The following is a 20,248-nucleotide window of genomic DNA, read 5'->3' as shown; positions in this document are numbered from 1 at the left end:
TTATGAATCCCCCCACACTCTCCCCCGACTTGCTTCGGAAAATCGACGCCTACTGGCGCGCGGCCAACTACCTCTCGGTCGGCCAGATCTACCTTTACGATAATCCGCTCCTGAAGCGTCCCCTGATCTTGCCGGACGTGAAGCGGATGCTTCTAGGACATTGGGGGACGACTCCCGGGCAGAACTTCATCTATGCCCATCTAAACCGAGTCATCAAAAAATATGACCTCAACATGATCTACGTCTCGGGCCCCGGACACGGAGGTCCGGCTGTCGTGGGGAACACCTATCTGGAGGGGACCTACAGCGAGGTCTATCCCGACATCAGTCAGGACGAGGAGGGCTTGCGTAGGCTTTTCCGCCAATTCTCGTTCCCCGGGGGCATTCCGAGCCATGCCTCGCCCGAGTGCCCGGGTTCGATCCACGAGGGGGGAGAGCTGGGTTATTCGCTCAGCCACTCGTTCGGAGCGGTCTTCGACAATCCCGATCTGGTCGTCGCCTGTGTCGTCGGCGACGGCGAGGCGGAGACCGGGCCTCTGGCCACGGCCTGGCACTCAAACAAGTTTCTGGATCCGATCACTGACGGGGCCGTGCTGCCGATCCTCCATCTCAACGGCTACAAGATTTCCAATCCGACGCTACTGGCCCGGATCACCCGGGAGGAGCTGGAGCAGTTGTTCCGCGGCTACGGGTGGACGCCCTATTTCGTCGAGGGGTCGGAACCGGGGCCGATGCACGAAGCGATGGCGGCGACTCTCGATCTAGCCATGGAGGAGATACAACGCATTCAGAAGGACGCCCGGCTTTCCAAAAGCTTCGCCCGGCCCCGCTGGCCGATGATCATTCTCAATTCGCCCAAGGGTTGGACGGGACCGAAAAAAGTCGACGGTCTGCAAGTCGAGGGAACCTTCCGTGCTCACCAAGTACCGCTTTCCGATCCGGCGACCCATCCCGAGCACCTGAAGCTTCTTGAAGAATGGCTGCGGAGTTACCGGCCGGAGGAACTCTTCGATCTCCAAGGCCGCCTGAAGCCGGAGCTGGAGGAGCTGGCACCTCAGGGCGAACGTCGGATGGGATCGAATCCCCATGCCAACGGGGGCATGCTGCTCAGGGACCTGAGGATGCCCGATTTCCGGGACTATGCAGTCGCCGTTCCCCATCCCGGAATCCCGGGCATCGGTGACACCCACGTCCTCGGCCCCTTTCTGCGCGACGTGGCGAACCTGAACGTCGAGCAACGGAATTTCCGGGTCTTCGGGCCCGATGAGACGCTTTCAAACGGCTTGGAGGCGCTCTTTGAAACCGGCAAGCGGCAGTGGGACGCGGCTGTGGTTCCGGGCGACGAATTTCTCGCACCCGAGGGGCGGGTGATGGAGATGCTCAGCGAGCATCAATGCGAGGGTTGGCTCGAGGGTTACCTCCTTACCGGACGACACGGCCTCTTCAACTGCTACGAGGCATTTATCCACATCATCGACTCGATGTTCAACCAGCATGCCAAGTGGCTGAAGATCACCTCGCACCTGCCGTGGCGGCGGAAGATCGCTTCCCTGAATTACCTGCTGGCTTCTCATGTATGGAGGCAGGATCACAACGGATTCACCCATCAGGATCCGGGGTTCATCGATCACGTCATCAACAAGAAAGCCGAGATCGTCCGGGTCTACTTGCCGCCCGACGCCAATTGCCTGCTCTCGGTGATCGACCATTGCCTGCGTAGCCGTCATTACGTCAACGTCGTGATCGCGGGAAAGCATCCGGCGCCGCAATGGCTCACGATGGAGGCGGCCGTCAACCATTGCACCTCGGGCATCGGTATCTGGCAGTGGGCCAGCAACGACCAGGGCCTGGAGCCCGACGTGGTCATGGCCTGTTGCGGCGATGTGCCGACGCTGGAAACCCTCGCGGCGGTCTCGATCCTGCGGGAACATCTGCCCGAGCTGAAGATCCGTGTGATCAACGTGGTCGACCTCATGCGGTTGCAGCCGCAATCGGAGCATCCCCACGGGCTCGGCGAGATCGATTTCGACGAACTCTTCACCAAGGACAAGCCGATCATCTTCGCCTTCCACGCCTATCCCTGGCTCATCCATCGGCTGACCTATCGGCGTGCCAATCACCGGAACCTCCACGTGAGGGGTTACAAGGAGGAGGGGACGATCACGACGCCGTTCGACATGACGGTGCTCAACGACCTCGACCGCTTCCACCTCGCCATGGATGCCATCGACCGCCTGCCCCAAACGGGAGAGAATGGCCTCTGCCTGAAACGGCACCTCAAGGAAAAGCTGGCGGAGCACAAGCAGTACATCGACAAGCACGGGCAGGACATGCCGGAGATCCGGAATTGGAAGTGGGAGAAGAGTTTGTCATGAAAAGCCAGGGCGTTCGGGCGAACTTCGGCGTTGTTGTCTCGGTGAGAGGCAGCGTCGTCGACGTCCGGTTCGAGAGGCGCCTTCCTCCCATCCATTCGGTGTTGCGTGCCGGGGACGCTGGGGGGATCGTCATCGAGGTGCTTTCCCAGCGGGATGCCCATTGTGTGCGCGGTATCGCGCTGACGCCGACGCAGGGCCTCGCCCGGGGGATGGAGGTGGAGGATACGGGCGGCCCGCTGAAGGCACCCGTGGGGAAGGGGATTCGTTCCCGTATGTTCGATGTGTTCGGCAATACCATCGATCGCGAGGCGGCCTTGACCGATGTGGAGTGGAGGTCTGTCCACCGGACGCCCCCGCCCTTGACCCAGCGCTCCACGAAATCGGAAATCTTCGAGACGGGGATCAAGGTCATCGATGTCCTCGTGCCGCTGGAACGCGGAGGCAAGTCGGGGTTGTTCGGCGGGGCGGGCGTCGGCAAGACGGTGTTGCTTACCGAGATGATCCACAACATGGTCGGGCATCACGATGGCATCAGTATCTTTTGCGGCATCGGGGAGCGATCGCGCGAGGGCGAGGAACTTTATCGGGACATGAAGGAGGCGGGCGTTCTTCCGAACATGGTGATGGTCTTCGGGCAGATGAACGAGCCTCCGGGAAGCCGCTTCCGCGTGGGGCATGCCGCGCTGACCATGGCCGAGTACTTTCGTGACGACGAACACCGGGACGTCCTCCTTCTCATCGACAATATCTTTCGCTTCATTCAGGCAGGGTCGGAAATCTCCGGTCTGATGGGGCAAATGCCTTCCCGTCTGGGTTATCAGCCGACGATGGGGACCGAGTTGGCCGGTTTGGAGGAGCGGATCGCCAACACCGATACGGGGGCCATCACCTCGATCCAGGCCGTCTATGTGCCGGCCGATGATTTTACTGATCCGGCGGCGGTTCATGCTTTCTCCCATCTTTCCGCCTCCATCGTCCTTTCGCGAAAGCGGGCGGGAGAGGGGCTGTTTCCCGCCATCGACCCGCTGCAATCGAGTTCCCGGATGGCAACCCCGGGCATCGTCGGTCAACGGCATTACGGTCTCGCGCAGGAGATCCGGCGGACCCTGGCGCTCTACGCCGATCTCAAGGACATCATTGCGATGTTAGGTCTCGAACAGCTTTCTCCTGAGGATCGGAACGTGGTTGCACGGGCCCGCCGTCTGGAGCGGTTTCTCACCCAGCCCTTTTTCACGACCAAGCAGTTCACCGGCCTTGAGGGGAAGCTGGTCAGCCTCAAGGATGCGCTCGACGGGTGCGAGCGGATTCTGCACGACGAATTCAAGGAGTGCCCGGAGAGCGCGCTCTACATGATCGGGACGATCGATGAGGCGAAGTGGAAATCAAAAGCCCAACCGAAGGGGGACTCTGTCCCTGTTCCCCATGAATCTTAAGGTCCTTCTCCCGTTTCAGATCTTTGCGGAGAAAAGCGACGTCTCCCGCATCGTGGCGGAGACGAAGGAAGGATCGTTCGGAATACTGCCCCGTCGTCTCGATTGTGTCGCGGCGTTGGTGCCGGGAATTCTGACCTATGAGACGGAGGCCGACGGGGAGGTCTTCGTGGCCGTCGATGAGGGAGTGCTGGTGAAGACCGGCCCCGATGTCTTCGTCTCTGTCCGTCGGGCGATGACCGGGGTTGATCTCGGTCAACTGCGCGATGCGGTGGAGAAGGAGTTTTTGACCCTCGACGCCCAGGAGGAAAGCGTCCGTTCGGCCTCGGCGAAGTTGGAGGCGGGATTTCTGCGTCGTTTTGCGACTCTGCGTCATGAATAAGCCCGACGGTATTCCTCCGCATGGCGATCCTCTCCTGGTGCGGCAGGTCGAGGCGAAGGCGCGGCGCAAGGCCAAGGGGCGCCGTAACCCTGCACCGGGTGTTTGGTTCGGCCTGGGAATGATGGGGCTGATCGGCTGGTCGGTCGTCGTTCCCACGCTGCTCGGCGCGCTGCTTGGTCTCTGGCTGGACGGGCATCATCCGGCGAGCCGGTCGTGGACATTGGCGCTACTGGTGGCGGGCCTGGTGATCGGGTGCGCCAACGCCTGGCATTGGGTGTCCAAGGAGGAGAAGGCGATGCGGGAGGAAGAGGAGGGGAAGGATGAATGAGGCTCTGATACGGGTGCTGGCGTGGGTGGTTGGCGTGGGATTGGGGGTGCTTTTCTTCGGCGGTCTTTGGTGGACTGTCAGGAAGGGACTTTCATCCTCGCAGCCCGCCTTCTGGTTCTTTGGCAGCCTGTTCGTTCGCTTCGGGATTACCTTGGCCGGATTTTACTTTGTCGCGCGAGACCATTGGGATCGGCTGCTGCTCTGTCTTCTCGGATTCATCCTGGCCCGGCTCTTGGTGATGTGGTTTGCGCTTCCGACCAAGAAAAGCCAGCGCCAGAGCCAACCCTCCATTCTGGAGCCACCTCATGCGCCTTAGCCCCGACGAGATGATCTTCTGGCAAGGCGGGTTTCTGAAGCTCAACGCCACCATCGTCTTCACTTGGGCATTGATGCTGGCGCTCACCGTCGGTTCCTGGGTGGTCACTCGAAGACTCTCAACGGGCATGGATCGCTCTCGTTGGCAGAACTTCCTCGAAATCATTGTCACAGGCATCGAAAAGCAGATCGAAGACGTCGGCCTGCGCCATCCGAGAGCCTATATCGGTTTCCTCGGCACTCTTTTCCTGTTCGTCGCTTCGGCCAGCCTCTGTACGGTCCTTCCTGGTTTCGAGCCTCCGACGGCTTCCCTTTCGACGACGGCGGCTCTTGCGTTGTGTGTCTTTGCGGCCGTGCCGCTTTTCGGCATCGAGGAGCAGGGGCTGAGAGGATACCTACGATCTTATGTGGATCCGACCGTGATCATGCTGCCGTTCAACCTCATCAGCGAATTGTCTCGGACGCTGGCGCTAGCCGTCCGCCTGTTCGGCAACATGATGAGCGGGGCGATGATCCTCGGTATTCTACTGACCATCACTCCGTTCCTTTTTCCGATTGTCATGACGGCGCTGGGACTGCTTACCGGCATGGTGCAGGCCTACATCTTTACTATTTTGGCCGCCGTTTACATTGCGGCGGCAGTCCGCATCGGGCCTCAAAAGATTCAGCCGGATCCCCTGACGGCACCCAAAACCTAACCCTCCCCCACCTAGGACATTCCATGGACAACATTACCATCATAGCCGCCGCTTCCATCGTCACCTCCGGCCTCACGACCAGCATCGGCTGCATGGCACCCGCCTTAGGCGAGGGACGGGCGGTCGCCACTGCTCTCACGGCGCTGGCGCAGCAGCCGGACGCTTCCGCCACGATCACCCGCACGCTGTTCGTCGGCCTGGCGATGATCGAGTCGACGGCGATCTATTGCTTTGTCGTTTCGATGATCCTCATTTTCGCCAATCCGTTCTGGAACCATGTCATCGCCACGGTGACGGGAAAGTGAGCCCATGCTGATCGATTGGTTCACCCTCGGAGCGCAGGCGCTCAACTTCCTCGTCTTGGTGTGGCTGCTGAAGCGCTTTCTTTATCGACCGATTCTCGACGCCATTGATATCCGGGAAAAGCGCATCGCCTCGGAGATCGCGGACGCCAATGCAAAAAGGGATGAGGCCCAAAAAGAGAAAGAGGAGTTCCAGCGCAAGAATGAGGAATTCGATCGTCAACGGGCTGAACTCCTTGGCAAGGCAGCGGAGGAAGCCAAAAGAGAGAGGCAGGGCCTTCTCGATGCTGCGCGGAAGGAGGCGGAGGACTTGACCGCTAAGCGGCGGGAGGCGCTGACGCATGAGGCTAAGGACCTGAATCGGGCGCTCCGGCTTCGAACCCAGCAGGAGGTCTTCTCCATCTCGCGAAAGACGTTGGCCGATCTGGCCGACACCACCCTGGAAGAGCGACTGGTCGAAGTGTTTATCTCTCGGCTGCGGACGATGGACGGTAAAGAGAAGGAAGATATAGCCAAATCGCTGGGAGCGACGTCGGCGAACGCTCTTCTTCGGAGTGCGTTCGATCTTTCCACGGAACAGCACGCGACGTTACAAAATGCGCTCAACGAAGCGTTTTCAACCGCGACTTCGATCCGTTTCGAGACCTTTCCCGAGCTGATCGGGGGAATCGAATTCTCCGTAAGCGGAAAAAAGATGGCTTGGAGCATTCCCGATTATCTGGCGTCGATGGAGGAGGGGGTCGGAGAGCTTCTCGAAGATAAGGCTGAAAGTCAGCCGCCCTCCAAGAGCCGATGAATGCGGCCCCTGAAAGCTTGCAGAGCGTCGTCGACCTTGTGTTCGCTGGAATAAGCCAGGTAAGGGAAGCCTTCACGCCCCAGTTGAAATCCCGGGAGACGGGAAAGATCCTGAGCGTATCGACAGGTATTGCCCGGGTATCCGGGCTTCCGGGGGTCGGGTTTGAGGAGTTGGTGAGGTTCCCTGGCGATGTGTTTGGCATCGCCTTCAATATCGATGAAGACGATGTTGGCGTCGTTTTGCTTGGCGAATACACTCATCTGAACGCGGGCGATGAGGTCCAGCGCACAGGCCGGGTCATGGATGTGCCCGTGGGCGATGAGGTGCTGGGCCGGGTCATCGATCCCCTCGGACAACCGCTCGACGGCGGTAGGGCGCTGTCCGCCACGGAGCGGCTCCCGATCGAGCGTGCCGCTGTCCCCATCATGGATCGGGCTCCCGTCACGGTCCCGCTCCAGACCGGCCTCAAGGTCGTCGATGCGCTTATCCCCATCGGGCGGGGTCAGCGTGAATTGATCCTGGGTGACCGGCAGACCGGTAAAACGGCCATCGCCATCGACACGATCCTCAATCAACGGGGGCGGAACGTCCTGTGCGTGTATTGCGCCATCGGGCAGCGGGCTTCCGCCCTGGCAAAAACGGTGGCTGTTTTGCGGGAAAAGGGGGCGATGGACTACACCGTTGTCGTGGTGACGGAGGGGAACGCTCCCCCCGGCCTTTCTTACATCGCCCCCTATGCGGCGACGAGCATCGCCGAGCACTTCATGGAGTCCGGACGGGACGTGCTCATCGTCTATGACGATCTCACCCAGCATGCCCGTGCTTACCGGGAGATTTCCCTTCTGCTCCGCCGTCCGCCGGGGCGCGAGGCGTTTCCGGGGGATATTTTCTATATTCATTCGCGGTTGCTGGAACGGGCGACTCATCTGTGTGCCGAGCGGGGAGGCGGTTCGCTTACCGCGATACCGGTCATCGAGACCGAGGCGCAAAATATTTCGGCCTATATTCCGACGAACCTGATTTCGATCACCGACGGGCAGATCTATCTATCCCCCGCGTTGTTCGAGCTGGGGGTCCTTCCGGCGGTCGATGTCGCCAAATCGGTATCCCGTGTCGGGGGCAAGGCGCAACGGGGGGCCTACCGCGCCGTGGCGGGCGATTTGAAGCTCGCCTATGCCCAGTTCGAGGAACTGGAGTCTTTTGCCAGGTTTGGTGCCCGTCTGGATGACGGGACGCGCAAGGTGGTCGAGCATGGAAGACGAATCAGGGCCTGTCTCAAGCAGCAGGAGTCAGAGCCCGTATCGACCCCGTCGCAAATCGCCGTTTTGTTGGCTTTGGGTGAAAAGCTTTTCGATTCCGTGCCGCTGGACCGTATGGCGGAGGCCGAACGCACTGTGAGGGAGGCGGCGAAGGAAATTCCCAAGGAGATGTGTCTCCGCTTTGAAACCGAAAAGACCTTGGGAGGTGAAGATCGCAAAGCGATTGTCGAGCTTGTCCGGGCCGCGCTTTCTCCGTTTCAGCCGAAACCCGAACCGGACGCCAAGCCGTGAGCGATACCACTGCCAGCCTGACCCGCCAACTCGGGAGCGCCGGAGACCTTCAGTCCGTGGTGCGTGCGATGAAAGCCTTGGCAGCTTCAAAGGTGGGGGAATACGAGAGGTCGGTGCGGGCTTTGGAAGATTATTACCGGACGGTCGAGCTGGGATTGGGCTTATGCCTTAGGGAGGGAGAGGCGGCTGTCCCGAAGGTAGCGCCAAGAGGGAGGAGCGAAAAGGAAACCCTCGGTGTCATCGTATTCGGCTCCGATCAGGGACTGGTGGGCCAGTTCAATGAGGTCGTGGTCGATTATGTCATCAAGATCCTTGCCACGTTGTCCGGAAAGCCAAAAATCTGGGCAGTGGGCGAGCGAGTTCAAGCCCGCCTGATCGATGCGGGGCTGCCGGTGAGAGGACTCTTCACGGTGCCGAATTCGGTCAAAGCCATCACCCCTCTGGTCGGGCGGATTCAAATCGAAAGCGAGGAGCATCGGACCCAGGGCGAGTACGCTTCCGTCTATGTCTTTCATAATCGGCCCCGGTTCGGAGCACTCTATGAGCCGGTCTGTCAGCGGTTGCTGCCATTGGACGATCAATGGCAAAAGGAGCTGGCGGGAGTGCCGTGGCCGACGGGAAGCCTGCCCCAGGCCGTGGGGGGCAGGATGGCAATCCTTCCCGCGCTCATTCGAGAATATCTTTTCATCTCGCTCTTTCGGGCGTGCGCCGAGTCATTGGCAAGCGAGAACGCCAGCCGCCTGGCGGCCATGGAAAGGGCCAACAGAAACATCGAGGAATTGCTCGAAAGTCTGCACGGCACCTTCCATCGCCTGCGGCAGAGCACAATCGATGAAGAGCTGTTCGACGTGGTCTCGGGCTTCGAGGCGCTGGTTCAACAGCAGACCTCTGAAAGAGCGTCTCCCAATCCATAGAAGACGCCTACGCCTCAACTATCGATCCAGATCGAGGTTTCGCAGTCGAAGGGCGTTGCCAATCACCGAGACGGAACTAAGGCTCATGGCAGCGCTGGCGATCATGGGACTGAGTAGCAATCCGAATGTAGGGTAAAGCGCCCCGGCCGCGATGGGGATGCCAAGGCCGTTGTAGAGGAAGGCAAAGAGAAGGTTTTGCCGAATGTTCCGCATCGTCGCACGGCTCAGTGCAATGGCCTGTGCGATGCCCCGAAGGTCTCCCTTAATCAGCGTGATTCCGGCGCTGTGCATGGCAACGTCGGTGCCGGTCCCCATGGCAATCCCGACATCGGCCGCCGCCAGGGCGGGGGCGTCGTTGATGCCATCGCCAGCCATGACCACGGTTTTGCCTGTTTTCTTCAATTCCACGATTCGGTCGTATTTGCCTTGGGGGAGGACTCCGCCGATCACCTCGTCGATTCCGAGCGTTTTGCCGATCCGATCGGCGGTTTGTGAGTTGTCTCCCGTCATCATGACGAGCCGCAGGCCGAGTCGGTTGAGTGTCTGGACCGCCTCGGGCGTAGTCTGTTTGATCGGGTCGTTTAAGGCGATGAGTCCGGCCACCTTTCCGTCGATGCCGACGGCGATAACGGTATTACCCGATTCGGCGAGTCGTTTTGCCTCGTCGGCTGTTTCCGATAGGTTCATGCCCTTCTCTGCGAGGAGAGACGGCTTTCCCACCACGATTTCCTTCCCCTCCCAGCGCCCTCGCACACCGCCTCCGGTAATCGAGTCGAAGTTCTCCGGCTCGCTCCAGGACAGGGAGCGTTCCTTCGCTGCCTTCACGATGGCGGAAGCCAGGGGGTGTTCGCTGCGGCTTTCCAAGGCGGCTGCGCTGCGGAGCAAGGTTTCCTCGTCGAAACCGGAGGCAGGATGCAACGCTGTCACGGTCGGCTTTCCTTCCGTAAGGGTTCCCGTCTTGTCGATCACCAGGGTGTCGACCTTCTCCAGTGCCTCGAGGCTTTCGGCGTTCTTGACGAGGATGCCGGCATGGGCTCCCCGCCCTACGGCCACCATGATCGACATGGGGGTGGCCAGACCGAGCGCGCAGGGGCAGGCAATGATCAGGACGGCGACGGCATTGACCAAAGCATAGCCGAGCGACGGAATGGGCCCCCAGATCATCCAAACTGCAAAGGTCGACACCGCCAGCAAGATCACGGCGGGCACGAACCATCCGGATACCTTGTCGGCGAGTCGCTGAATCGGCGCCCGGCTCCGTTGCGCCTCGGAGACCATCTGCACGATTCTGGCAAGGAGCGTTTCTCCTCCCACTTTCTCCGCACGCATGACGATGCTGCCGTTGCCGTTGATCGTGCCTGCGACAACCGACTCTCCGGTCTCTTTGGCGACAGGTATCGGTTCTCCTGTGATCATCGATTCATCCACGAAGGTCTTTCCTTCGGTGACCCGCCCGTCGACTGGAATCTTTTCGCCCGGTCTGACGCGGAGCAGATCGCCGACCAGGATCTGATCAATGGGGGCGTCTTGCTCTACCCCGGTCTGGATGCGATGGGCGATATTGGGGGTTAACCTCAAGAGCGCCTGGATCGCCTTTCCGGTGCCTGAGCGGGCTCTCAATTCGAGAACCTGTCCAAGGAGAACGAGCGTGGTAATAACCGCCGCTGCCTCGAAGTAGACGGGAGGAATGCCGGCATGTCTCAGGGAATCAGGTAGGAGATGAGGGAAGAGCGTCGTAAAAAGGCTGAATCCGTAGGCCGTCCCGGTTCCGAGCGCTACCAGCGTGAACATATTCATGTTGCGATGGATCAAGGAGCGCCATGCCCGAGAAAAGAAGGGAGCCCCCGCCCAGAGAACGACGGGAGTGCTTAGTCCCCCTTGAATGACGATGGAAAGTTGAGCTGGAACGTTACGGATGAGCGGCAATTCCCGTCCCATCGATAGGATGAGAACCGGGACGCTGAAGGCGACGCCGATCCAAAACCGGCGGGTCATGTCATCCAGTTCAGATTTCCCTTCCTCTTTGTCGTTGGAATGGACGTTGATCGGCTCCAATGTCATGCCGCAAATCGGGCATTCCCCGGAATGATCTTGCCGCACCTGGGGATGCATGGGGCAGGTGTAAGTGGCTTCCGACATGGGTGAGACGGCTTCAGGATACCATTAGAACAGCCGCACCTTGCAGCTTTCCGGTCCGCAAATGAGTCAGTGCCTCGTTGGCTTCCGAAAGGGAAAAGGCTTGGACCGAAGTCTTCAGAGGGAGCCGTGATGCCAATGCCATGAACTCTTCTCCATCACGCCGCGTCAGATTGGCGACGGAACAGATCGAACGCTCCCGCCACAGGATGTCGTAAGAAAACGATGGGATATCGCTCATGTGGATGCCCCCACAGACGACGATGCCGCCCGGAGCAACCGCTTTGAGTGCTTGAGGAACCAATTCCCCGCTTGAAGCAAAAATGATCGCGGCATCGAGAAGTTTAGGCGGTCGTGTCTTGGAATCACCCGACCAGATAGCTCCTAAAGAGAGGGCGAACTGTTGTGCTTCATCGTCTCCTGGCCGGGTGAATGCGTAAACTTGACGCCCCTGCTGTTGCGCAATTTGAGAAACAATGTGGCCTGCCGCTCCGAAGCCGTAAATCCCGAGCCGTTCCGCCTTGCCTGATTTGCACAGGCATCGATATCCAATGAGGCCGGCGCAGAGCAGGGGGGCTGCATGGATATCGGAATAACTTTCGGGAATGGCGAAGCAAAACCGTTCATCTGCCGTCATGTATTCGGCATAGCCACCGTCCAAGGTATAGCCGGTAAACTGGGCCATTTCACAGAGGTTCTCCTGCTCGGATCGACAGTAGCGGCATTCGCCGCATGACCAGCCTAGCCAGGGAATTCCCACTCGGGTGCCAATCTTGAAGCGTTCCGCTCCGCTGCCTGTTTCCACTACCTGCCCGACAACCTCGTGTCCCAACACCAAGGGCAGCTTGGAATGAGTCAACTCTCCGTCCGCGATCTGAAGATCGGTGCGACAGACGGCGCAGGCGGAGACACGAACAAGAACCTGTCCGGTGCCGGGTGTCGGCCTTGGCAGGCGCATTTCACGAAGGGGGGTTCGCGGTGATTCAAGAACCATTGCGCGCATCGTCGTTGCATTGTCTTGGCGCGAATTCATCCAATTTATGAAGGTTTTACGTGCCGAGGTAGAGCGCGGCGTAGATCCTGTAATCGATGAGTTTACCTTCAGCGTGCTTTTCATTGAGCCACGCGGTGAGGTTTTTTCGGTCGACTTCATGGACCACGATTTTCTCCGAAATAGGAGCCGCGCCGTCCGCGGATTTCGTCAATCCGTGAGCCCGAAAAAAGGTGACGATTTCAGTCGATAAGCCTGCGGAAACAGGCCCCTCGGTCAGATATTCTATCGTTTCGGCCAGATAGCCGGTTTCTTCGAGCAATTCTCGGTTTGCCGCTTCGGACAGCGTCTCTCTTTCGTTCCCATGGAGATCTCCCGCCACGCCTGACGGAATTTCGATGGTGTGAGCCCGGAGTGGAGTTCGGTATTGCTCCACCAGGAGGATTTTGCCCGTGTCGGTGGTGGCGAGAATCGCGACGATGCCCATGGCCTTGATCCGCTCGACGTATTCCCAATCGTTGTCCTGAAGAAAGCGCAGGTACCGGCCTTGGTACAAGACGGAATCAGTGCTCTTTGATGGATCTGCTTTCATCTTTTTTTTCAATGCGACTGGCCGACACTCGCCTCCTCATCGATCCAGTATCCCTGGCGGCCGTAATGGCGATGCAACCCGTTCTCGTAATCCCGGGTAAGTAGCGCTTCCTCGGTGTATTCGGGGGCTTGCTTGATGGTTTCCCGGGGCACGTTGATGAAGACCTTGGAATCATTCCAACTCACGCGCTCGATCCATTTGGGCGAGATGAGAACCTTTTTGCCGGGCCACCAGTTCTGCGTGTCGACGATGAGATATCGAATCGCCCACGTTTCGTCATCAATGACAAAATCCTCGACGTGACCGATCTCGCCGTCCGAGGCCTGAATGCGATAACCGGTTACGGCTTCCGTGCTCCGCAAATGGGGATCCCAGGCGTTCTGGTCCTGGACGTATTGGCCCCACTTGCCGGAATCCCGTATGATATAGGGAAAGTACGGGTAAGCCCCCCACATGTACGGTCCTCCCCAGTAAACGGGCCACCCATAGTAACCGTAATAGTCTCCCTCGAATTGGCGGGAGACGGGCTTGTCGTAGCTTAAGGAGGGGCTCTCCTCGATTTGCTTTTTGGTCAGGCTGATGGCGATATCTTTCTCCTCTCTCATCACGGATGTGAGCGCATAGGGAGCAATCAAGACCTGTCTGCCCGTAAGCCAGTTATTGGTGTTGGCGACGAGATAGCGAATCGTCCAGTGAAGGTCGTCGAAGTAGAACTCTTCGACTTTCCCTATTTCTCCGTCGAGGCTATCCAACTTGAAATCCTTCAGGGTTTTGACTTTGATGAGCATAATCGGTTTTGTTCCGTCGTTTGGCGCCGTTGTCTTAAGCGAGAGCGTGATTGAGAAAGCATTCGCACGGAGATGGGCCTGAGTGCGAACACTTCAAGTTGTCCCAATGGATACGATTCTGCCATGGGGCATAACCCTACCCGGCGTTGGTGGGGCGGCTTTCAGCCTGCAACCGACTTGCTGGCCGTATCCGCTTTCTCCATCGTGGCATCGTATTCGCCGCGGCGGGCGGCCCGATTGCAGAGGGCACGATGAGCTAGGGCGTGCTGTGCTGCCGTCACATGGGATTCCTTGCCCTGCCAAAGTTCGAGAGCCGGTTGCTGAATCGCCCGGGCGAACGAGAAGGATAGCGCCCACGGTAGGCTCGATTTGAACCTGACGTTCATGGCGTTCAAGCGGCTCGAGGCCAATTCGGCCGATTGGCCGCCCGACAAGAAGACGATTCCTGGAACGGCAGCGGGGACCGCCCGCAAGAGGCATCTCACCGTGGCGTCTGCTACTTCGTCGATTCCTGCTTGTACGGGGCAAGCCAATCCGGGGAGGATCATGTTGGGCTTGAGGATCAGCCCTTCCGGCATCACGCGTTGGGTGTAAAGATGATCAAAAACCGTCGTCAAGACTTCCTCCGTGACCTCGCAGCACAGCTTCAGAGTATGAGTGCCTTCCATGAGAACCTCGGGCTCGACGATGGGGACGAGTCCGGCCTCTTGGCATAGTGAGGCATAGCGCGCCAAGGCATGGGCATTCGCCTCAATGCATCCCCGACTGGGGATGCCATTGCCAAGGGTGATTACGGCCCGCCATTTGGCAAACCGGGCCCCCATTTGAAAATATTCCTGGAGACGATCGCGTAAGCCGTCGAGGCCCTCGGTTACTTTCTCTCCAGAATGGCCCGCGAGATCTTTTGCTCCCGTGTCGACCTTGATGCCAGGAATGATTCCCGCATCGGCAATGGCGTCGATCAAGGGGGTGGCATCCCCCCTTTTTTGACGGGTTGTTTCGTCATAAAGGATGACGCCACTGATGGAATCAGCCAGGCCGGGTGTCGTTACGATCCATTCCCGATAGGAACGTCGGGCTTCTTCGGTCTGGGGAATTCCCAGTTTGGCGAAGCGCTTGTTACAAGTCGGGTTGCTTTCATCCATCGCCAGCAAGCCTTTATCGTCGGCGACCAGCTTCCCTGCGATTGCGGCAAGAGTGGGAACATTCATTTTATTTATCTTTCTTCATTCTTCGATAGCGACGAATCAGGGTATTCGTTGAGCTGTCATGGGTGAGTTTGGGTGGAGCTGCGCTCTCGAGTTCCGGGACGATTTTCTGGGCAAGAACCTTGCCTAATTCGACGCCCCATTGATCGAACGAATCGATGTTCCAAATCACGCCCTGTGTGAAGACGCTGTGTTCGTAAAGTGCGACGAGTTTTCCCAGGACCTCGGGGGTGAGACGATCGGCCATGATTACGTTCGAAGGACGGTTGCCTTCAAAGACGCAATGCGGAACGAGTGTCTTCGGCGTTCCTTCGGCCTCGACTTCCTTCGGGGTTTTCCCAAAGGCCAACGCCTCGGCCTGGGCGAAGACGTTGGCTAAGAGAATGTCATGGTGACGGCCAAGGGGAGTCAGGGAATGGGCGAAGGCGATGAAGTCGCACGGGATCAACCGGGTTCCCTGATGGATCAATTGATAGAAGGAGTGTTGGCCGTTGGTTCCCGGTTCGCCCCAATAAACCGGCCCTGTCTGATAGTCGACTTCCCTCCCATCAAACGTCACGTGCTTGCCGTTGCTCTCCATCGTCAACTGTTGAAGGTAGGCCGGGAAGCGCTTCAGGTATTGTTCATAGGGCAAAACCGCCACGGTTTGGGCACCCAGAAAGTCATTGTTCCAAACTGCAAGCAATCCCATCAGCACCGGCATGTTGATCTCGAAGGGGGCGTGCAGGAAGTGCTCGTCCATCTCTCGGAAACCTTTGAGCATCGCATGAAAGTGATCGGGACCGATCGCCAGCATCGTCGAAAGGCCGATGGCCGAGTCCATCGAGTAGCGCCCCCCGACCCAGTCCCAGAAGCCGAACATATTCGCCGGATCGATGCCGAATGCGGTAACCCTCTCTGTATTTGTCGAAACCGCCACAAAATGGCTGGCAATCGCCTTCCGGTCGCCTCCGAGCCGCTTGACCAGCCAGTCGCGAGCGCTCTGGGCGTTGGTCATGGTCTCCAACGTCGTGAAAGTCTTCGAGGAAACGATGAACAGGGTTTCCGCAGGGTCGAGATCGTGAGTCGCCTCGGCGAAATCAATGCCATCGACGTTTGAGACAAAGAGGAAGGTGATTTCCCGATCGCTGTAATGCTTGAGTGCCTCGTAAGCCATCACGGGACCGAGGTCGGAGCCGCCAATTCCGATATTGATGACGGTCCTGATCCGCTTGCCCGTATAGCCCTTCCATTTACCGTCTCGGACCTGATTGGAAAAGACAGCCATCTTTTCCAGCACGGCATGGACGCGGGGAACGACATTTTCCCCGTCGACAATGATGGTTTCAGTTTTTGGAGCGCGCAGGGCAACATGAAGGACGGCACGGTTTTCCGTGAGGTTGATCTTCTCACCCCGGAACATGGCTGCGATCCGCACTCCCAAATTGGATTCCCTTGCCAGTTGAGCCAACAGTTCGAGAGTATGGTCGGTGATTCGGTTCTTGGAGTAATCGAGGTAGATGCCCGATGCCTCGACCGTCAAGCGCTCGCCGCGTTTGGGATCATCGGCAAACAGTTTCCGAAGCGGCAGCTTCTGCATCTGCTTGTGGTTCGCTGCGAGAGCCTTCCAGGCGGGAAGCTGCGTGAGAGGCTTGGTCATGGACTAGGGAGTGTGTTTCGGAAGTCCATCCGATGACAATGGGGTCTTACCCGACCTTGCCTTTAGGTATGGAGACAAGATGACTGCGTCCGTCCCAAAATGGGGCGACGTCACTTTTTGGCAGGTAGATCGCGCACGAAATCGATGAAGCCGCGCTGGACATCGGTGTGGACCAGTTGGACGTGAACGTGGTCGCCGACTTTGAGGCCCTGGAAACCCTTTTCAAGCCGTCCTTCTATGGGAGGCCAGAAAAGCCGAACCCATGTTCCTTTGGCTGCGGCCCCGGTAACGATGGCATCAAATTTCCATCCGATTCTATCGGACAGCAGGAGGGCCGCCGCCGACTTCTGGACCCGCCGCTCCACCTTGGTGGCATCGTCCTCCCGTTCCGAGCAGTGCCTCGCCAGTTCCTCAAGTTCCGGAATTGAGTAGGGAGAGGGTAGTCCCGCCATCGCCGCCTTAAGGAGCCGCTGCATGATCAGATCGGGAAAGCGCCGGTTTGGCGCTGTGGAGTGGGTATAGTCCTTCACGGCCAGCCCGAAGTGTCCGGGTGGTTGTCCGCCGGGCAGGTCTAGCGCGTATTCTCCTCGTCCTATCAGTTTGACGATAGCCAGGGAAAGATCGGGGAATTTTTCGGAATCGGCTTCACGACGCCGGAGGAGAAAGGATTCGAGCGCTGCGGCATCGGGCTCGTCGGGGAGGGTATCTCCAAATCCGGATGCGAGTTCTACAATTCGGTTCCATCGTTCAGGAGACCGAAGGACTCGTCGGAGGGAGGGGAAGTTCTTGGATGCAAGGTAGATGGCGGTCACTCCGTTTGCCGCAATCATGAAGTCTTCAATCAACTGTTTTGCTCGGTTCTTTCGATCCAACTGAAGATCGGAAAGGGAGTCGCGGTCGAAGATCGCCTTCGCCTGTATGGTATCGAGACTGAGGGCACCGGAGCGGTGACGTCGTTCCATGAGCCGTTGCGCGACACTGTCTTGGAGGCGAAGATTTTCATCGAGGCCCGGAGTCTCAAGAACTTTCGAGGGCGCGGCCTCTTCTCCGGCCAGCCATGCCGCGACACTTCGATAGGCCAGTTTGCCATAATTCTTTACGTTAGCCCTGTAGATAGTCCATGTGGCGAGTGAGGCGTCTTCCGTGAAGGACATGTCCACCACGACGGCCAGTCTATCCTCATTCTCCTTCAACGATGTGAGATCGGTGGACAATGCTTCGGGCAGCATCGGGAATAGTGCGGCAGGGGTGTAGACGGAGGTCGTGTTGTGGCGTGCGTGATCGTCAATCGCCGAGCCCTTGCGCACGAGGGCGTCGACATCCGAAATCGCCACGAGGATTCTGACTTGTCCGTTCGGGAGGGATTCGGCAACGGTGAGCTGGTCCAGATCGCGGGAATCGTCGTTGTCGATCGACGACCAAGGCAGATGACGCAAATCCTGAATATCGTTGGCATGTTGGGCGGGCCCGCTCATGGCTGCCAGTTCCTTTCGAGTTTCCATCGGGAAGTCCGGCTCTAGGCCGCGTTCGATCATTGCCTGGCGAGCGATAGTGAAAAGAAGGGATCGATCGGTTGTTTTCCGTTCCTTCGAGTCGGGAGTTAGAAGTTTTCTTTTCATAGGGGTTCTTTCGATGCCGTCGGCAGGGTTTGATCGTTCGTTGAGCGTGCCAGAAGGATGACGGACGATTGTGGGCCGAGGAGGTAGGTCTGGCTGTCTTCCAAAAGCGGCTCTTCGCCTACGGCAAATAGATCGTACGGTGTTTCTCGTTCAGTATTGGCGGTCAGATGCCACTGAGTCCCAAACGGTGCCGGGGGCAATGCGAAGCCGACCGCGTCGATGTCTGCGTTGAACAGCAGGAAAATAGCACTCTGTTTCTCCTCCAGGATCAGGCAGGCGAGTTGTTTTGCTTTGGGATCGTCCCAGTTGGGTGATCCGCCTTGCGGGCCAAACCAACGGATTTCGGAATCCGAGTAGAACTGTTCTCTGCTCAGAACGGGGTGAGCTTGGCGAAAGGCAATAAGGCCGCGGGTGAATCGGAAGACACCCTGATGCTCTTTGAGAAAGCTCCAGTCATACCAGCTTGTCTCGTTGTCTTGGGAATAGGCGTTGTTGTTGCCGCATTGCGTTCGACGAAACTCGTCACCGCCGAGCAGCATGGGTACCCCTCGCGAGATCAGCAGGGTGAGGAGGAAGTTCTTAATTTGACGCTGCCGTACGATCCCGATTCCAACATCCGTTGTGTTTCCTTCAATACCGTAGTTTTCGCTGAAGTTGTGGTTTGTTCCGTCGAGATTGTTCTCTCCGTTCGACGTATTGTCCTTGGCGAGATAGCTGACCAGATCGTTCAGCGTGAATCCGTCATGGCAGGTTATGAAGTTGATGCTGCTTTCCGGTCCCTTTCCCGACTTCGCATAGATATCGGAGCTGCCGCAGAGGCGGCTGGCAAACAGACCGAGCAACCCGGTATCGCCACGCCAGAAGCGTCGCACGTCGTCCCGGTATTCACCGTTCCATTCCGCCCAACGTGGTTCGGAAAAGCGACCCACCTCGTAGGCTCCCCCGGTATCCCAGGCTTCGGCGATGATTTTCACGTCTCGCAAGACCGGATCCTCGGCGATCCGTTCCAGAAGCGGTGCCTTTTCGAGCAGATTGCCGGTGCCGTCCCGTCCAAGAACCGATGCCAGATCAAACCGGAAGCCATCCACGTGCATCTCGCCCGCCCAATAAAAAAGGGCGGCCAAGATTTGGGCCCGAACAACGGGATGGTTGGCGTTGATGGTGTTGCCCGTGCCCGTGTAGTCCTTGTAGTAACGCCTGTCTCCAGCCAGTGTGTAGAAGATCCGGTTGTCGATGCCCCGAAAACAGAGCGTCGGTCCCAGTTCGTCCCCTTCGGCCGTGTGGTTGAAAACCACATCGAGGATCACTTCGATGTCAGCCTGATGCAAGGCCCGGACCATCTCCTTGAATTCCGATATCTGCTGGCCCATGCCTCCTGAACTGCTGTAGGAAGCCTTGGCGGCAAAGAAAACCACCGGATCATAGCCCCAGTAGTTTCGAAGAGGTTGGCCTGTGTGGGGCTGGCTTCCTTTGACTTGGTATTCATTGAACTCCTGCACAGGCATGAGTTCCACGGCAGTCACGCCTAGTTCCTTGAGATACGGGATCTTCTCGATCAGGCCACGGTACGTTCCAGGATGGGTCGCGCCGGAACTCGGGTGGATGGTGAACCCTCTGACGTGGGTTTCATAAATGATCGTCTTTGACCAGGGGTGCTTGAGGGGGCGATCACCTCTCCAATCAAAGGATTCTTGGGTGAAGATGCATTTCGGCATGGCTCCTGCGTTATCGACTTCGGAAAAGGAGAGATCGCGCTCTGCTGCCGATGGATCGTAGCCGTAGGCAGGCTCGAAGCTCCAAGCGGGTGCCGGGGAAATGGCTTTCGTGAAGGGATCCAGGAGAAGCTTGTTGAAGTTGAACCGATGCCCTGCCCAGGGCTGCTGGGGGCCGTCGACGCGGTAGGCATAGAGTTGGCCATGGCGGATGCCGAAGATCCAGACGTGCCAGATGTCCCCGGTTCGGTTATGCGCGGGGTCGAGGTCAATGACCTTGGAGGGCTTGGCATCTTCCGGCAGGTCGAAGAGTTCCAGTCGCACGCGGCTGGCGTGGCGGCTGAATAGGGCAAAGTTGACCCCGCCCTCGTGGGCATGGGTTCCCATGGGCAGGGGAACGCCAACCCGGACCTGGGCGAATCCCGGGATATCCGCTTCAAAATTATGGGGAGGGCTTTCAGGCATATTCATCT

18 protein-coding genes are annotated in these 20,248 nt (G+C 58.5%); 10 read left to right on the top strand and 8 right to left on the bottom strand.

All coding sequences use genetic code 11. The annotated features are described in order from the left end of the window. Positions 1 to 2 precede the first annotated feature (2 nt). From BLU04_RS12350 to BLU04_RS12305, 10 genes are read left to right on the top strand one after another with little or no spacing between them, the layout of a single operon-like run. Complete coding sequence (locus tag BLU04_RS12350) at positions 3 to 2,375, top strand: phosphoketolase family protein (RefSeq protein WP_093286537.1); 2,373 nt, start codon at positions 3 to 5, stop codon at positions 2,373 to 2,375. Next, positions 2,372 to 3,808 carry a F0F1 ATP synthase subunit beta gene (gene atpD, locus BLU04_RS12345; protein ID WP_093286534.1) on the top strand — a complete coding sequence of 479 codons (1,437 nt, stop codon included), beginning with the start codon at positions 2,372 to 2,374 and terminating at the stop codon, positions 3,806 to 3,808. The genes BLU04_RS12350 and atpD overlap by 4 nt, the downstream gene beginning before the upstream one ends. Further along, positions 3,798 to 4,187, top strand: coding sequence for a F0F1 ATP synthase subunit epsilon (locus tag BLU04_RS12340; RefSeq protein WP_093286531.1), 390 nt, complete (start codon positions 3,798 to 3,800; stop codon positions 4,185 to 4,187). Before atpD ends, BLU04_RS12340 begins: the two co-directional genes overlap by 11 nt. Further along, on the top strand, positions 4,180 to 4,515 hold the full coding sequence (locus BLU04_RS12335) for an AtpZ/AtpI family protein (RefSeq protein ID WP_093286528.1): 336 nt from the start codon (positions 4,180 to 4,182) through the stop codon (positions 4,513 to 4,515). Before BLU04_RS12340 ends, BLU04_RS12335 begins: the two co-directional genes overlap by 8 nt. After that, positions 4,508 to 4,831 carry an ATP synthase subunit I gene (locus BLU04_RS12330; RefSeq protein WP_093286526.1) on the top strand — a complete coding sequence of 108 codons (324 nt, stop codon included), beginning with the start codon at positions 4,508 to 4,510 and terminating at the stop codon, positions 4,829 to 4,831. Before BLU04_RS12335 ends, BLU04_RS12330 begins: the two co-directional genes overlap by 8 nt. Beyond that, positions 4,821 to 5,528: a F0F1 ATP synthase subunit A gene (locus BLU04_RS12325; protein WP_093286523.1), complete on the top strand. Its 708-nt coding sequence runs from the start codon at positions 4,821 to 4,823 to the stop codon at positions 5,526 to 5,528. Before BLU04_RS12330 ends, BLU04_RS12325 begins: the two co-directional genes overlap by 11 nt. Positions 5,529 to 5,551: 23 nt before the next feature. Next, the gene (locus BLU04_RS12320) at positions 5,552 to 5,833 is read left to right on the top strand and encodes a F0F1 ATP synthase subunit C (protein WP_093286520.1); all 282 of its coding nucleotides are present in this window, start codon (positions 5,552 to 5,554) and stop codon (positions 5,831 to 5,833) included. A 4-nt stretch (positions 5,834 to 5,837) separates the two neighbouring features. Further along, the gene (locus BLU04_RS12315; protein WP_093286517.1) at positions 5,838 to 6,626 is read left to right on the top strand and encodes a F0F1 ATP synthase subunit delta; all 789 of its coding nucleotides are present in this window, start codon (positions 5,838 to 5,840) and stop codon (positions 6,624 to 6,626) included. Continuing rightward, entirely contained in the window at positions 6,623 to 8,176 is a 1,554-nt protein-coding gene (locus BLU04_RS12310) for an alternate F1F0 ATPase, F1 subunit alpha (protein WP_093286514.1), read from the top strand. The genes BLU04_RS12315 and BLU04_RS12310 overlap by 4 nt, the downstream gene beginning before the upstream one ends. Further along, entirely contained in the window at positions 8,173 to 9,090 is a 918-nt protein-coding gene (locus tag BLU04_RS12305; RefSeq protein WP_093286511.1) for a F0F1 ATP synthase subunit gamma, read from the top strand. The genes BLU04_RS12310 and BLU04_RS12305 overlap by 4 nt, the downstream gene beginning before the upstream one ends. Before the next feature lie 18 nt (positions 9,091 to 9,108). On the opposite strand, the gene BLU04_RS12300 is transcribed toward BLU04_RS12305, so the two are convergent. From BLU04_RS12300 to glgX, 8 genes are all read right to left on the bottom strand, one after another. Continuing rightward, positions 9,109 to 11,229 carry a copper-translocating P-type ATPase gene (locus BLU04_RS12300; RefSeq protein WP_093286509.1) on the bottom strand — a complete coding sequence of 707 codons (2,121 nt, stop codon included), beginning with the start codon at positions 11,227 to 11,229 and terminating at the stop codon, positions 9,109 to 9,111. Between the two features lie 13 nt (positions 11,230 to 11,242). After that, the gene (locus BLU04_RS12295; RefSeq protein WP_093286506.1) at positions 11,243 to 12,229 is read right to left on the bottom strand and encodes a zinc-dependent alcohol dehydrogenase family protein; all 987 of its coding nucleotides are present in this window, start codon (positions 12,227 to 12,229) and stop codon (positions 11,243 to 11,245) included. A 46-nt stretch (positions 12,230 to 12,275) separates the two neighbouring features. After that, the gene (locus tag BLU04_RS12290) at positions 12,276 to 12,809 is read right to left on the bottom strand and encodes an NUDIX hydrolase (protein ID WP_093286504.1); all 534 of its coding nucleotides are present in this window, start codon (positions 12,807 to 12,809) and stop codon (positions 12,276 to 12,278) included. A gap of 8 nt (positions 12,810 to 12,817) precedes the next feature. Then, complete coding sequence (locus BLU04_RS12285; RefSeq protein WP_093286501.1) at positions 12,818 to 13,597, bottom strand: PRC-barrel domain-containing protein; 780 nt, start codon at positions 13,595 to 13,597, stop codon at positions 12,818 to 12,820. A 161-nt stretch (positions 13,598 to 13,758) separates the two neighbouring features. Continuing rightward, positions 13,759 to 14,808 (bottom strand): class I fructose-bisphosphate aldolase, encoded by a 1,050-nt coding sequence (locus BLU04_RS12280; protein ID WP_093286498.1) that lies wholly within the window; start codon positions 14,806 to 14,808, stop codon positions 13,759 to 13,761. A 1-nt stretch (position 14,809) separates the two neighbouring features. Next, positions 14,810 to 16,444, bottom strand: coding sequence for a glucose-6-phosphate isomerase (gene pgi / locus BLU04_RS12275; protein WP_093286496.1), 1,635 nt, complete (start codon positions 16,442 to 16,444; stop codon positions 14,810 to 14,812). Positions 16,445 to 16,554: 110 nt separating this feature from the next. Then, the gene (locus tag BLU04_RS12270) at positions 16,555 to 18,063 is read right to left on the bottom strand and encodes an RNB domain-containing ribonuclease (RefSeq protein ID WP_093286493.1); all 1,509 of its coding nucleotides are present in this window, start codon (positions 18,061 to 18,063) and stop codon (positions 16,555 to 16,557) included. Next, positions 18,060 to 20,246 (bottom strand): glycogen debranching protein GlgX, encoded by a 2,187-nt coding sequence (gene glgX / locus BLU04_RS12265; RefSeq protein WP_093288654.1) that lies wholly within the window; start codon positions 20,244 to 20,246, stop codon positions 18,060 to 18,062. The genes BLU04_RS12270 and glgX overlap by 4 nt, the downstream gene beginning before the upstream one ends. Positions 20,247 to 20,248 lie beyond the last annotated feature (2 nt).

Source organism: Verrucomicrobium sp. GAS474 (assembly GCF_900105685.1).
Taxonomy (GTDB): Bacteria; Verrucomicrobiota; Verrucomicrobiia; order Methylacidiphilales; family GAS474; genus GAS474.
This window is presented reverse-complemented; position numbering and strand designations above follow the sequence as displayed.